Origin of the sequence: Roseicyclus persicicus (assembly GCF_012395815.1) — a bacterium.
GTDB classification, from domain to species: Bacteria; Pseudomonadota; Alphaproteobacteria; order Rhodobacterales; family Rhodobacteraceae; genus Roseicyclus; species Roseicyclus persicicus.
In genome coordinates, this window is sequence record NZ_JAAZQQ010000003.1 from 1 (window position 1) to 12,308 (window position 12,308).

At 71.2% G+C, this 12,308-nt stretch carries 13 protein-coding genes, 1 tRNA gene and 1 pseudogene; 10 read left to right on the forward strand and 5 right to left on the reverse strand.

Annotation, left to right across the window (positions count from 1 at the left end; translation table 11 throughout):
• Positions 1–109 (forward strand): annotated as a pseudogene (locus HCU73_RS09805) (IS5/IS1182 family transposase); the annotation flags it as partial.
• A gap of 34 nt (positions 110–143) precedes the next feature.
• On the opposite strand, the gene HCU73_RS09810 reads toward HCU73_RS09805, so the two are convergent.
• Together HCU73_RS09810 and HCU73_RS09815 are read right to left on the reverse strand one after the other, a co-directional pair.
• The gene (locus HCU73_RS09810) at positions 144–1,559 is read right to left on the reverse strand and encodes an L-serine ammonia-lyase (RefSeq protein ID WP_168623285.1); all 1,416 of its coding nucleotides are present in this window, start codon (positions 1,557–1,559) and stop codon (positions 144–146) included.
• Between the two features lie 89 nt (positions 1,560–1,648).
• Positions 1,649–1,724: transfer RNA gene (locus tag HCU73_RS09815), tRNA-Lys, on the reverse strand.
• A 98-nt stretch (positions 1,725–1,822) separates the two neighbouring features.
• Here HCU73_RS09815 and dapF point away from each other — a divergent pair.
• The 9 genes from dapF to HCU73_RS09860 all read left to right on the forward strand — a co-directional run bounded on the left by dapF (position 1,823) and on the right by HCU73_RS09860 (position 8,988).
• Complete coding sequence (gene dapF, locus HCU73_RS09820) at positions 1,823–2,659, forward strand: diaminopimelate epimerase (RefSeq protein ID WP_168623286.1); 837 nt, start codon at positions 1,823–1,825, stop codon at positions 2,657–2,659.
• Positions 2,659–3,918, forward strand: coding sequence for a tRNA (N(6)-L-threonylcarbamoyladenosine(37)-C(2))-methylthiotransferase MtaB (gene mtaB, locus HCU73_RS09825; protein ID WP_168623287.1), 1,260 nt, complete (start codon positions 2,659–2,661; stop codon positions 3,916–3,918). The genes dapF and mtaB overlap by 1 nt, the downstream gene beginning before the upstream one ends.
• Positions 3,919–3,964: 46 nt before the next feature.
• A complete protein-coding gene (locus tag HCU73_RS09830) occupies positions 3,965–4,618 on the forward strand; it encodes an FMN-binding negative transcriptional regulator (RefSeq protein WP_168623288.1) in 654 nt (217 codons plus the stop codon).
• Between the two features lie 34 nt (positions 4,619–4,652).
• Positions 4,653–4,934, forward strand: a complete 282-nt coding sequence (locus HCU73_RS09835) for a hypothetical protein (protein WP_168623289.1) — start codon at positions 4,653–4,655, stop codon at positions 4,932–4,934.
• Positions 4,931–5,539 (forward strand): glutathione S-transferase, encoded by a 609-nt coding sequence (locus tag HCU73_RS09840; protein ID WP_168623290.1) that lies wholly within the window; start codon positions 4,931–4,933, stop codon positions 5,537–5,539. Before HCU73_RS09835 ends, HCU73_RS09840 begins: the two co-directional genes overlap by 4 nt.
• Positions 5,536–5,961, forward strand: coding sequence for a GNAT family N-acetyltransferase (locus HCU73_RS09845; protein ID WP_168623291.1), 426 nt, complete (start codon positions 5,536–5,538; stop codon positions 5,959–5,961). The genes HCU73_RS09840 and HCU73_RS09845 overlap by 4 nt, the downstream gene beginning before the upstream one ends.
• Before the next feature lie 246 nt (positions 5,962–6,207).
• Complete coding sequence (gene petA, locus HCU73_RS09850; protein WP_168623292.1) at positions 6,208–6,783, forward strand: ubiquinol-cytochrome c reductase iron-sulfur subunit; 576 nt, start codon at positions 6,208–6,210, stop codon at positions 6,781–6,783.
• A gap of 19 nt (positions 6,784–6,802) precedes the next feature.
• A complete protein-coding gene (locus HCU73_RS09855; RefSeq protein ID WP_168623293.1) occupies positions 6,803–8,155 on the forward strand; it encodes a cytochrome b in 1,353 nt (450 codons plus the stop codon).
• A gap of 17 nt (positions 8,156–8,172) precedes the next feature.
• Positions 8,173–8,988: a cytochrome c1 gene (locus tag HCU73_RS09860; protein WP_168623294.1), complete on the forward strand. Its 816-nt coding sequence runs from the start codon at positions 8,173–8,175 to the stop codon at positions 8,986–8,988.
• 116 nt (positions 8,989–9,104) lie between these two features.
• On the opposite strand, the gene HCU73_RS09865 is transcribed toward HCU73_RS09860, so the two are convergent.
• From HCU73_RS09865 to thiB, 3 genes are read right to left on the reverse strand one after another with little or no spacing between them, the layout of a single operon-like run.
• Positions 9,105–9,794, reverse strand: a complete 690-nt coding sequence (locus HCU73_RS09865) for a thiamine ABC transporter ATP-binding protein (RefSeq protein ID WP_168623295.1) — start codon at positions 9,792–9,794, stop codon at positions 9,105–9,107.
• The gene (locus tag HCU73_RS09870; RefSeq protein ID WP_168623296.1) at positions 9,778–11,346 is read right to left on the reverse strand and encodes an ABC transporter permease family protein; all 1,569 of its coding nucleotides are present in this window, start codon (positions 11,344–11,346) and stop codon (positions 9,778–9,780) included. Before HCU73_RS09870 ends, HCU73_RS09865 begins: the two co-directional genes overlap by 17 nt.
• Positions 11,322–12,308 carry a thiamine ABC transporter substrate binding subunit gene (thiB, locus tag HCU73_RS09875; protein WP_168623297.1) on the reverse strand — a complete coding sequence of 329 codons (987 nt, stop codon included), beginning with the start codon at positions 12,306–12,308 and terminating at the stop codon, positions 11,322–11,324. The genes HCU73_RS09870 and thiB overlap by 25 nt, the downstream gene beginning before the upstream one ends.

Consider the following 12,308-nt stretch of genomic DNA (forward strand, 5'->3'; position numbering starts at 1 on the left):
GTGCCGTCTCAAGGACTGGCGCAGGATCGCAACCCGATATGACAAGCTCGCACGCAACTTCCTCGCAGCCGCCCAGATCGCCGCAGCCTTCATCTGGTGGATCAATTGAGTCCGGAGCCTAGGGCGGGCCACCCGCCCCCGGCTCAGCACTCCGGCAGGTTCACCGCCAGCCCGCCGAGGCTGGTTTCCTTGTACTTGGTCGACATGTCGATGCCGGTCTGGCGCATCGCCTCGATGCAGTTGTCGAGCGGCATGAAATGCGTGCCGTCGCCGCGCAGCGCGAGGCTCGCCGCCGACACCGCCTTGATCGCGCCCAGCCCGTTGCGCTCGATGCAGGGCACCTGCACCAGCCCGCCGACCGGGTCGCAGGTCATCCCCAGGTGATGCTCCAACGCGATCTCGGCGGCGTTCTCCACCTGCTCGTTGCTGCCGCCCAGCGCCGCGCACAGCCCCGCCGCCGCCATGGCGGACGCGCTGCCGACCTCGCCCTGGCAGCCGACCTCGGCGCCCGAGATGCTGGCGTTGTGCTTGATGAGACCCCCGATCGCCGCTGCCACCATCAGGAAGGTGCGCCGCCCCTCCTCGGTCGCGCCGATGCAGTGGTCGCGGTAGTAGCGCAGCACCGCGGGCACCACGCCCGCCGCCCCGTTGGTGGGCGAGGTGACGACGCGGCCCCCCGCGGCGTTCTCCTCGTTCACGGCCATGGCGTAGACCGACAGCCAGTCGTTCACCGTGTGCGGCTGCGCGAGGTTCGAGCCCCGCTCGGCGATGAGCTGCTGGTGGATGCGCCTCGCCCGCCGCTTGACCCGCAGCCCGCCGGGCAGTTCGCCATCCATGCGCAGGCCCCGGTCGATGCAGTCGTCCATCGCCTGCCACACGGCATCCAGCCGCGCCCGCACCTCGGGTTTCGGGTGGCGCGCGGTCTCGTTCGCCCATTTCATCTGCGCGATGCTGAGGCCGGAACGCTGGCCCATCTCCAGCATCTCGGCCGCCGAGCCGAAGGGGTAGGGGTAGCCCGCCGCCTCCTTCTCGCCGTGCAGCGCCTCCGAGCCGCCCTGGTCCTGGCGCGCCAGCTCCCGCGCGGTGGCGACGAAGCCGCCGCCGATGGAATAGTAGGTCTCCTCCATGTAGAGGTTCCCCGCCGCGTCGAAGGCCCGGAGCACCAGCCCGTTGGCGTGCCCCGGCAAGGGCGGGCCGTAATCGAACACGAGGTCCCGGTCGGGCGCGAATCGCAATGGCGGCAGGCCCGGAGGCGTCACCATGCCGGACGCCCGGATCTCGGCCTCCAGCGCCTGGGCGCGGTCGGGGTCGAGCGTGGCGGGCTCGAAGCCTGCGAAACCCAGGATCACCGCCCGGTCGGTCGCATGCCCCTTGCCCGTGAAGGCGAGCGACCCGTGGAGCGAGGCGCCCAGCGCGGCCAGTTCACCGGCCCCGGGCTCCTTCTCGCGGCCCGAGCGCAGGTCGGACAGGAAGCGCGCAGCCGCCGTCATCGGCCCCATGGTGTGGGACGAGGACGGGCCGACGCCGATCTTGAAGATGTCGAAGACGCTGAGGAACATGGGGCCCTAGATAGGGCAATTCCGCCCGCGGCGCGCATGGAAAACGACGGCGCCGAAGCGGTTCACGACCAAGTTCCGATTGGGGAAAATGGTGAGCCCGACAGGATTCGAACCTGTGACCAATTGATTAAAAGTCAACTGCTCTACCAACTGAGCTACGGGCCCACTCAGGGCCGCGTCTCTACGGCGGGGGTCGGGCGGCGTCAAGCCAAAATCCGGGCGGGGGATTTCCTTGGAGCGGCCCCCGGTGTATGTGCGCGCGCATGTCCCAGACGGTGCCCCCTCCCGGCCTGCCCTTCATGAAGATGCATGGGCTCGGCAACGACTTCGTGGTGATCGACGCGCGCGATGGCGCGGCGGCGGTCACGGCGGGGCTGGCGCGTGGGCTGGCGGATCGGCACCGGGGCGTGGGCTTCGACCAGCTGGCGGTGATCGAGGAGGACGCCGGGGCGGATCTGCGCCTCACCTTCTTCAACGCCGACGGGTCGCTGTCGGCGGCCTGCGGCAACGCCACCCGCTGCATCGCGCGCTGGGAGATGGACCGGCGCGGGATCGCCGCTCTGACGCTCCGCACCGAACGCGGGGTGCTGCAGGCGCGGGATGCCGGGGGCGGGCTGACCTCGGTCAACATGGGCCCGCCGGTGACGGACTGGGCGGGCATCCCGCTCGCCCGCGAGATGGACACGCTGCACTTGCCCATCGACGGCGACCCGGTCGCCACCGGCATGGGCAACCCGCACTGCACCTTCTTCGTCGCCGATGCCGAGGCCGTCGACCTTGCCGCCGACGGCGCGCGGATGGAGCACCACCCGCTGTTTCCCGAGCGCACCAACGTGCAGTTCGCCCATGTCATGGGCCCCGGCCACCTGCGCATGCGGGTGTGGGAGCGGGGCACGGGCATCACGCTCGCCTCCGGCTCCTCCTCCTGCGCGGTGGCGGTGGCGGCGGCGCGGCGGGGCCTGACGGGGCGCAGCGTGCGGATCACGCTGGACGGCGGCGAGATCGGGATCGACTGGCGCGAGGATGGCGTCTGGATGACCGGGCCGACTGCGCATGTGTTCTCGGGCGTGCTGACGCCCGAGTGGCTGGGGGCGGTGTGATGGACGCCAAGGCCCCCGTCTTTCACACGCTCGGCTGCCGGCTCAACGCCTACGAGACCGAGGCGATGCGCGAGATGACCGCCGCCGCCGGCCTGTCGGACGCGGTCGTTGTGAACACCTGCGCGGTGACGGCCGAGGCGGTGCGCAAGGCGCGGCAGGAAATCCGCAAGCTGCGGCGCCAGCATCCGGGTGCCACGCTGATCGTCACCGGCTGCGCGGCGCAGACCGAGCCCGGCACCTTCGCCGCCATGCCCGAGGTCGACCGGGTCATCGGCAACACCGAGAAGATGCGGCCCGAGACCTGGACCGCGATGGCCGCCGACTTCATCGGCGAGACGGAAAAGGTGCAGGTCGACGACATCCTGTCGGTGACGGAAACCGCCGGCCACCTGATCGACGGCTTCGGCACGCGGTCCCGCGCCTACGTGCAGGTGCAGAACGGCTGCGACCACCGCTGCACCTTCTGCATCATCCCCTATGGCCGCGGGAATTCCCGGTCGGTGCCCGCGGGCGTGGTGGTGGAGCAGGTCAAGCGGCTGGTCGACCGCGGCTACAACGAGGTGGTGCTGACCGGCGTCGACCTGACCAGCTGGGGCGCCGACCTGCCCGGCGCGCCGCGGCTGGGCGACCTGGTGATGCGGCTGCTCAGGCTGGTGCCGGACCTGCCGCGGCTGCGCATCAGTTCGATCGATTCCATCGAGGCCGACGAGAACCTGATGCAGGCCATCGCCACCGAACCCCGGCTGATGCCGCACCTTCACCTGAGCCTCCAGCACGGCGACGACCTGATCCTGAAGCGGATGAAGCGCCGCCACCTGCGCGACGACGCCATCGCCTTCTGCGAGGAGGCGCGGCGGCTGCGCCCCGACATCGTGTTCGGGGCCGACATCATCGCGGGGTTTCCGACCGAGACCGAGGCCGCCTTCGGCAATTCGCTGAAGCTGGTGGAGGACTGCGGCCTGACCTGGTTGCACGTCTTTCCCTACTCGCCGCGCCAGGGCACGCCCGCCGCGCGGATGCCGCAGGTGGACGGCGCCGCGATCCGCGACCGGGCGGCCCGGCTGCGCGCCGCGGGCGAGGCGCGGGTGGCGGCGCACCTGTCCGAACAGGTAGGGCGGATTCACCACATCTTGATGGAATCGCCCCATATGGGACGGACCGCGCAGTTCACCGAGGTGGTTTTCGGGGAGGATCAGCCCGAAGGCCGGATCGTGACCGCCCGGATCACCGGCCACACGGCCAGCCAGCTGACCGCCTGAGCGCCGCAGCCCGGCGCAGCCCTCCCCCAGACCGGACCGCCGAGCCATGCATCCGAACCCAGCCTTCCGCCAGGAACCCGAGTTTCTCAACATCACGCTGGCCCGCCGGCGCGGCTTCGGCACGCTCTGCGTCAACGGCGAGGCGGGCCCGATGCTCAGCCACGTGCCCTTCTGGCTGAACGACGCGGCGGACGAGGCCGAGTTGCACCTGGTGCGGTCGAACCCGATCGCGCGGGCGGCGACCGGCCCGATCCCCGCCGTGATCGCGGTGATGGGGCCCGATGGCTACATCTCGCCCGACTGGTACGGCGACCCCGCGCAGGTGCCGACCTGGAACTACGTCGCGGTCCACCTGCGGGGCCACCTGCACCCGGCCGACCCGGGCGACATGCGCCCGCACCTCGACCGGATCTCGGCCCAATTCGAGGACCGGCTGGCGCCGAAGAAGCCCTGGACCGTCGCCAAGATGCCGCCCGAGACGCTGGAGCGGATGATGCGCGGCATCCTGCCCTTCCGCTTCACGGTCGAACAGGTCGACGGCACCTGGAAGCTGAACCAGAACAAGACCGACGCCGCGCGCGAGGCGGCGGCCGAGGCGGTGCGCCATTCCCCCGTCGGCCACGAGGTCGAGACGCTGTCGGCGCTTATGACGGGCGGCGTGCCGGAAATAGACAAGGGCGCGCCCTTCACCTACATCTGACCCCGAAGACCCCAGCCGCAAGGGAGGTTGCGCCTTGGCCATTCCGTTCACCCCGATCGCCGCCGCGGCGCTGCGCTACGGCGTCGTCGCGGCGCTGGCCTATGCCGCGGCCCGCCGCGCCCGGCCGCAGCGCATCCACCCCGAGGCCGAGGCCGCGATGGAGCTGATGCCGCAGGGCGTCACCGTCGGCCACGCGCCGGGGCAGATGAACGCCACCGGCCGCGTGACGCGGCGGCTGCGCCTCGGGCCGCAGGGGCCGGGGATGGAGATCGACCTGTCCGCGCTGGCGCGGCTCCGGGTGAGGCGCACGGCATGAGCGGGCTCGAGCTTCTGGGGTCGCCCCTGTCGCCCTTCGTGCGCAAGGCGCGCGTGCTGATCGCCGAGCTGGGCCTGACCGACATCCCGTTCGAGCAGGTCGCCACCTCGCCCGTCCACGGCGAGGACCGGATCAACGCCGCCAACCCGCTGGGCAAGATCCCCGCGCTGGTGCGCGCCGGCGGCCCGACGCTCTACGACAGCCGGGTCATCACCCGCTACCTCGACGCCCATCACGGCGGCCGCTTCTACCCCGAGGCGCGGCTGTGGGAGGTGCTGACCCTGGAGGCGACCGCCGACGGGATCATGGATGCCGCCGTCGGCATGATCTACGAGGAACGCTACCGCCCCGAGGAGATGCGCTTCGCCCCCTGGGTCGAGGGGCAGTGGGGCAAGGTCAGTCGCGCGCTCGACGCGATCGAGCGGGAATGGATGAGCCACCTCGCCGGCCCGCTCGACATGGGCCAGATCGCGGTGGGCTGCGCGCTCGGCTACCTCGACCTGCGCCACGGCGCCCGGCACTGGCGCGACGGGCGGCCCGCCCTCGCCGCCTGGTACGAGCGCTTCGCCGCCCGCCCCTCGATGCAGGCGACCGCCCCGGCATGAGGATCGGCCGCGCCGGGACCGAGGCCGCGCGGGCGGCCTGCTTCGCCGTGCGGCGTGCCGTGTTCATCGAGGAACAGGGCATCCCCGAGGCCGAGGAGTGGGACGACCACGACGCCACCTGCCTGCACTACCTGGCCGAGGACGACACCGGGCCGCTGGGCACCGCGCGGCTGATCGCCCGCGGCGCCGAGGCCAAGATTGGCCGGGTCGCCGTCCTGCCGCGGGCGCGGGGCACGGGGGCCGGGCGCGCGCTGATGCTGCACGTTCTGGACGACGCCCGCGCGCAGGGCTTTGCCGGCGCGGTGCTGGACTCCCAGCTGACCGCGATCCCGTTCTACGAGCGTCTGGGCTTCGTGGCCGAGGGGCCCGAGTACGACGACGGCTCGGGCATCCTGCACCGGCTGATGCGCCGGGCGCTGTGATCCCGGCACGCGGCGGGCGCAGGAGCGGCCCGGCCCTCGCGCGGGGGTTGCGCGGTCGGGGAAAACGGGCGAAAGGGCCCGTTTCATATGCGACATTTCGGCCTAGATGCGCGCGTTTGTCCGCTGGACGCCTATAACCGTTGCCCATAGACAGCGTGCCAGCCGGGCGACGGGGGGAATCCCCTCGCCCTTTCGGGTTTTGAGGTCCGGCATCTCCCGGGCCAGAGCAAGGGGAGACGCGAAACCGTGTCACACGCCGAAGACCACAGCGGCGATCGCCGCGACTTTCTGTACTATGCCACGGCCGGCGTCGGCGCCGTCACCGTGGGGGCGGGCGTCTGGCCGCTCATCAACCAGATGAACCCCTCGGCCGACGTGCAGGCCGCCAGCCAGATGCGCGTCGACGTGTCGGGCGTGGCCGTCGGCACCCAGCTGACCGTCCTGTTCCTCGGCAAGCCGGTGTTCATCCGTCACCGCAGCGAGGAAGAGATCGCCGAAGCGCGCGCCGTGTCCGTCGACGACCTCGTCGACCCGATCGCGCGCAACCCCAACCTCGGCGACGTGCCCGCCACCGACGAGAACCGCTCGATGCCCGACTTCTCGGGCGCGAACACCGGCGAGTGGCTGGTGCAGGTCGGCGTCTGCACCCACCTCGGCTGCGTTCCGATCGGCGACGGCGCCGGCGATTTCGGCGGCTGGTTCTGCCCCTGCCACGGCTCGCACTACGACAGCTCGGGCCGCATCCGCCGCGGCCCCGCCCCCGAGAACCTGCCCATCCCCGTTGCGGAATTCGTGGACGACTCCACGATCCTGCTCGGCTAACCGAGGGAGATAACGAGACATGTCCGGAATTCCCCACGACCATTACGAGCCGAAGTCGAACGCCGAGAAGTGGCTGCACCGCCGGCTCCCGATCGTGTCGCTGATCTACGACACCGTGATGATCCCGACCCCCAGGAACCTCAACTGGATGTGGATCTGGGGCATCGTGCTGGTGTTCTGCCTCGTGCTGCAGATCATCACCGGCATCATCCTGGTGATGCACTACACCCCGCATGTCGACATGGCCTTCGCCTCGGTCGAGCACATCATGCGCAACGTGAACGGCGGCTGGGCGATCCGCTACATCCACCAGAACGGCGCCTCGCTGTTCTTCGTGGCGGTCTACCTGCACATCTTCCGCGGTCTCTACTACGGGTCCTACAAAGCCCCGCGCGAGATCACCTGGATCATCGGCATGCTCATCTACCTGCTGATGATGGGCACCGCGTTCATGGGCTACGTGCTGCCCTGGGGCCAGATGTCCTTCTGGGGCGCGACCGTGATCACCGGCCTGTTCGGCGCCATCCCCTTCGTGGGCGAGGCGATCCAGACCTGGCTGCTCGGCGGGCCCGCGGTGGACAACGCCACCCTGAACCGCTTCCTGTCGCTGCACTACCTGCTGCCCTTCGTGATCCTGGGCCTCGTGATCGTGCACGTCTGGGCCTTCCACACCACGGGCAACAACAACCCCACCGGGGTTGAGGTCCGCCGCACCTCCAAGAAGGAGGCCGAGGCCGACACCCTGCCCTTCTGGCCCTACTTCGTGATCAAGGACCTCTACGCGCTGGCCGTGGTGCTGGTGGTGTTCTTCGCGATCGTCGGCTTCATGCCGAACTATCTCGGCCACCCCGACAACTACATCGAGGCCAACCCGCTGCAGACCCCCGCGCACATCGTGCCGGAATGGTACTTCCTGCCGTTCTACGCGATCCTTCGGGCCTTCGACGGCGACGTCTGGGTCGTGATCGCGGCGAGCTTCCTGACCGGCGGCATCGTCGACGCCAAGTTCTTCGGCGTTCTGGCGATGTTCGGCGCGATCATCGTGATGGCGCTGGCGCCCTGGCTCGACACCTCGTCGGTCCGCTCGGGCCGCTACCGGCCGATGTTCAAGTGGTGGTTCTGGCTGTTCTTCGTGAACTTCTTCGTCCTGATGTGGGCGGGGGCGATGCCGGCCGAAGGGATCTATCCCTACATCGCGCTGATCGGCTCGGCCTACTGGTTCGCCTTCTTCCTGGTGATCCTGCCGCTGCTCGGCGTCATCGAGAAGCCGCTGCCGCAGCCGGCCACCATCGAGGACGACTTCAACGACCACTACGGCAAGGATGGCGGCCACGGCGGCATGACCTCCGCCGCGCCCTCGCCGGCCGAGTGAGAGAAAGGACTCTGAGTATGCTCAGGAAACTTGCCATCAGCACCGCAACGGCTGCGACGCTGGCCCTCTCCTCGGGGGCGGCGCTCGCCGCCGGCGCGGCGGGCCACGTCGAGGACTACAGCTTCCCGTTCGAGGGGCCCTTCGGGCGCTTCGACCAGAACCAGCTGCAGCGCGGGCTGCAGGTCTACACGCAGGTCTGCTCGGCCTGCCACGGCCTGCAGTACGTGCCGCTCCGGACCCTCGCCGACGAAGGCGGCCCGGGGCTGACCGAGGAAGAGGTCCGCGCCTACATCGAGCAGAACTTCATCGAAGTGTACGATGAGGAACTGCAGGACTGGCGCACGGCCACCCCGAACGACCACTTCCCCGGCTCGTCGCTGGAGAACGCCCCCGACCTCAGCCTGATGACCAAGGCGCGGGCGGGCTTCAGCGGGCCCTACGGCCTCGGCCTGAACCCGCTGTTCCGCGGCATGGGCGGGCCGGAATACGTCGCCTCGCTGCTGACCCACTACACCGGGTCGGAATACGAGGAGTTCGGCTCGATCCTCTACGGCAACGAGACCTTCCCGGGCGGCCGCATCGCGATGGCGCCGCCGCTGTGGGAGGACGCGGTCGAGTACAACGACGGCACCCCGGCCACGGTCGAGCAGATGGCGATGGACGTCGCCGCCTTCCTGACCTGGACCGCCGAGCCCAAGCTGATGGCGCGCAAGCAGATGGGCTTCACCGCCATCCTGATGCTCGGCATCCTGTCGGTGCTGCTGTACCTGACCAACAAGCGCATCTGGGCGCCGGTCAAGGCGCGGGCCAAGGGCGCGCAGCCGGCCGAGTGACCAGCTGACCAGCGAGACAAGGAAAACGCGCCCCACGGGGCGCGTTTTTCGTTTCCGGGGGGGCGGTGGCCGGCCCTCACGCCGGTGCCGGGTCCGCCGTCAGCCGCGCCGCAGGGTCACAGCCACGCCCGCAGCGCCGCGGGGGGATCATCCCGCAGCCCCGCCAGCCCGACGTCCAGCACCTTCCGCCCGTCCTCCAGCAGCCACAGCCGGTCGCACAGCCGCTCGGCGTCGCGCAGGTCGTGACAGGCCATCAGCAGTGTCAGAGCCTTCGCCTCGGCGATCTCGCGCACCAGCGCCAGCATCTCGGTCCGCAGCCCCGGGTCGAGCGCGGCGAAGGGCTCGTCCAGCAGCGCCAGCGGCCGGTCGCGCAGCAACATCCGCGCCAGGGCCACCCGGGCCTGCTGCCCGCCCGACAGGGTCGCGGGCCGCCGCGCGCCCAGGCCGCCCAGCCCGACCTGCGCCAGGCTCTCCTCCACCCGCGCGCGGTCGGCCTGCGTCAGCCGCAGGTCGGGCCGCAGCCCCAGCGCCACGTTGTCGGCCACGTCCAAGTGCGGGAACAGGTTGCCGTCCTGGAACAGGATCGACACCGGCCGCGCCGCGACGGGCGCGCGGGTGATGTCCTGCCCGTGCCACAGGATGCGCCCCCGGTCGGGCCAGTCGAACCCGGCGAGCACCGACAGAAGCGTGCTCTTGCCGCTGCCGGACGGACCCAGCAGCGCCACGCGCCCGCCCGCGGGGATCCCGCCCGACAGGGACAGGGTGAACCCGTCCTGCGTGAGGCTCAGCTCATCGAGTTGCAGCATCGAGCCGCCCTCCCCGGTCGAACACCCAGAACAGCGCCAGCGTCAGCCCCATCAGCAGCACCGCCGCCCCCTGCGCGTCGTCGGTGCGGTAGGAGCCCATCAGGCGATACATCTCCAAGGGCAGCGTCCCCTGCCCCGGCGTCGAGAACAGGGCGATCACCCCAAGGTCGCCCATCGAGAAGGCCGCCGCCAGCCCCGCGCCGAAGCCGAGGGGCCGGGCCAGTCGCGGCAGGATCGCGTGGCGGAGCCGGGCCGCGCCGGTCATGCCGAGCGCCTCGGCCAGCTTGCCTTGCGTCGCATCGGCCTGCAGGGCCGCAGGCACCAGCGCGCGCAGCAGGAAGGGCAGCGCGACCAGCGCGTTGACAAGGCCGGTGACCGGCAGCGCGAGCGGGACGGGGTTGCCGAAGGGCCGGATCAGCAGGAACAGCCCGGTGCCGATCACCAGCGACGAGACGGCGATGGTCAGGAAGGCCAGCGCCTCCACCAGCCCCGGCCGCCGCAGCCGCGCGACGAGGAGCGCGATGGGCAGCGCGAGGCCCACGGCCAGCGCGGTGGAGGCGAGCGCGAGGAGGACGGAGCGCAGCGCGGCCTCCCACACCACGGGCGGCAGGCCGGGGAGCGCGGGCAGCCCCTTGAGCAGCACCGCGACCAGCGGCAGGAGCAGGAACAGGGCCGCGGCGATGAGGGCCGCGGCGTCGCCGAGCCGCGCAATGGGCGTATCGCCGGGCCAGGGCAGCGGCGGGCGGTCGAGGCCGGCGCCCACCTCCTGCCGCCGGATCGCGCCGAAGGCCAAGGCGCCCGCGCCGAGGCAGATCGCCACCTGGATGAGACCCAGGAGCGCCGCGCGGCCGAGGTCGAAGTCGAAGCGGAAGGCCTGGTAGATGGCCAGCTCCACCGTGGTCGAGGCCGGCCCACCACCGAGGATCAGGGCCACGGCAAAGCTCGTGGTGCAGATCAGGAAGATCAGGAGCGCCGCACCCGGCAGCACGGCGCGCAGCAGCGGGCGCTCGAACTGGCGGCGCATGTCAACGCTGGTGAAGCCCAGCGAGGTGGCCAGCCGCACGCGCTCGGCCGGGATCGCCTGCCAGCCCTGCAGGATCAGCCGCACGGCCAGCGGCAGGTTCAGGAACACGTGCGCCAGCACCACGCCCTGCAGCCCGTAGACGTCGATCCGGCCAAGGCCCAGCGCCGCCAGCGCGTCGTTCAGCCACCCCGCCCGGCCGAACACGGCCAGGAGGCCCAGGACGGCCACGATCACCGGCAGGAGGAACGGCGCCCCCATCAGCGTGACCAGCAGCCGCCGGCCGGCAAAGCGGCGCCGCGCCAGCGCGCGGGCGACGGGGATGGCGAGGGTGACGCTGAGGGCCGCCGACAGCGCGGCCTGCAGCAGCGTGAAGCGGATCGCGGCCCAGTCGCCGGGGCCGAGCGCCGGGGGCCAGTCGGCGCGCGCCATGACGGCGCCGAGCGGCCCGAGGACGGACAGCGCGACGAGCGCGGCGAACGCCGCGCCCGTCCAGTGCATCGCGGTCAGCGGGCGAGCGCGCGTTGCCATGTGGCGACCGCCGCATCCCGCCGCGCGGCGGCGTCCTCGGGGGACAGGAGCAGCGCCTGCGCGGGCTGGATCAGCGTGCCGAAGCCCTCGGGCAGCGCATCCGGCGACAGGGCGGCGGGATACATCCAGTTGGTCGTCGGGATGACCTCCTGGAAGCCCGGGCTGAGCATGAAGGCGAGGAACTGGCGCGCCAGATCCGGCTGGTCGGTGCCCGCGACTATGCCCGCGACCTCGACCTGCATGTAGTGGCCTTCCGCGAAGGGCGCGGCGGTCTTGCTCGGGTCCTCCTCGGCGATCAGGTGGTAGGCCGGCGAGGTGGTGTAGCTCAGCACCATGTCGGCCTCGCCCTCGAGGAACAGGCCATAGGCCTCGGACCAGCCGGGGGTGACGGTGACGATGTTGTCGGCCAGCCCCTCCCAGATCTCGCCCGCGCGGTCGCCATAGGCCGCCTCGATCCACATCAGGAGGCCGAGGCCGGGCGTGGAGGACCGCGGGTCCTGGATCACGATGGACACGTCCGAGGCGGCCAGCGCCTCGAAGTCGCCCGGCACGTCGGCCAGCGCCACGTCGTGGACAAAGGCGAAATAGCCCCAGTCGAAGGGCAGGAACTCGGCGTCGTCCCAGGCGATGGGCAGCGTCAGCCCCTCGGGCGCGATGCCGTGGGGCGCGAACAGCCCCGTCTCGCGCGCCGCGGCCGTCAGGTTGGTATCGAGGCCCAGCACGACGTCGGCGTCGGTGCTTGCACCTTCCAGCCGCAGCCGCGCCAGCAGCGCGGCGCCGTCGCCCGCGCCCACGAACTGCAGGTCGCAGGCGCACTGCGCCTCGAAGGCGGCCTCGACCGCGGGGCCGGGGCCCCAGTCCGAGACGAAGCTGTCATAGGTGTAGACTGTCAGCACCGGGGCCTGCGCCGACGCAGCCCCCGCAATGACAGACAGTCCCGCGGCGATGATGGGGTGTTTCAT

Bases quoted from the DNA above. Each gene is read 5' to 3' on its own strand.
- HCU73_RS09810 (WP_168623285.1), bottom strand. From the start codon at position 1,559: ATGTTCCTCAGCGTCTTCGACATCTTCAAGATCGGCGTCGGCCCGTCC.
- dapF (WP_168623286.1), top strand. From the start codon at position 1,823: ATGTCCCAGACGGTGCCCCCTCCCGGCCTGCCCTTCATGAAGATGCAT.
- mtaB (WP_168623287.1), top strand. From the start codon at position 2,659: ATGGACGCCAAGGCCCCCGTCTTTCACACGCTCGGCTGCCGGCTCAAC.
- HCU73_RS09830 (WP_168623288.1), top strand. From the start codon at position 3,965: ATGCATCCGAACCCAGCCTTCCGCCAGGAACCCGAGTTTCTCAACATC.
- HCU73_RS09840 (WP_168623290.1), top strand. From the start codon at position 4,931: ATGAGCGGGCTCGAGCTTCTGGGGTCGCCCCTGTCGCCCTTCGTGCGC.
- HCU73_RS09845 (WP_168623291.1), top strand. From the start codon at position 5,536: ATGAGGATCGGCCGCGCCGGGACCGAGGCCGCGCGGGCGGCCTGCTTC.
- HCU73_RS09855 (WP_168623293.1), top strand. From the start codon at position 6,803: ATGTCCGGAATTCCCCACGACCATTACGAGCCGAAGTCGAACGCCGAG.
- HCU73_RS09860 (WP_168623294.1), top strand. From the start codon at position 8,173: ATGCTCAGGAAACTTGCCATCAGCACCGCAACGGCTGCGACGCTGGCC.
- HCU73_RS09865 (WP_168623295.1), bottom strand. From the start codon at position 9,794: ATGCTGCAACTCGATGAGCTGAGCCTCACGCAGGACGGGTTCACCCTG.
- HCU73_RS09870 (WP_168623296.1), bottom strand. From the start codon at position 11,346: ATGGCAACGCGCGCTCGCCCGCTGACCGCGATGCACTGGACGGGCGCG.
- thiB (WP_168623297.1), bottom strand. From the start codon at position 12,308: ATGAAACACCCCATCATCGCCGCGGGACTGTCTGTCATTGCGGGGGCT.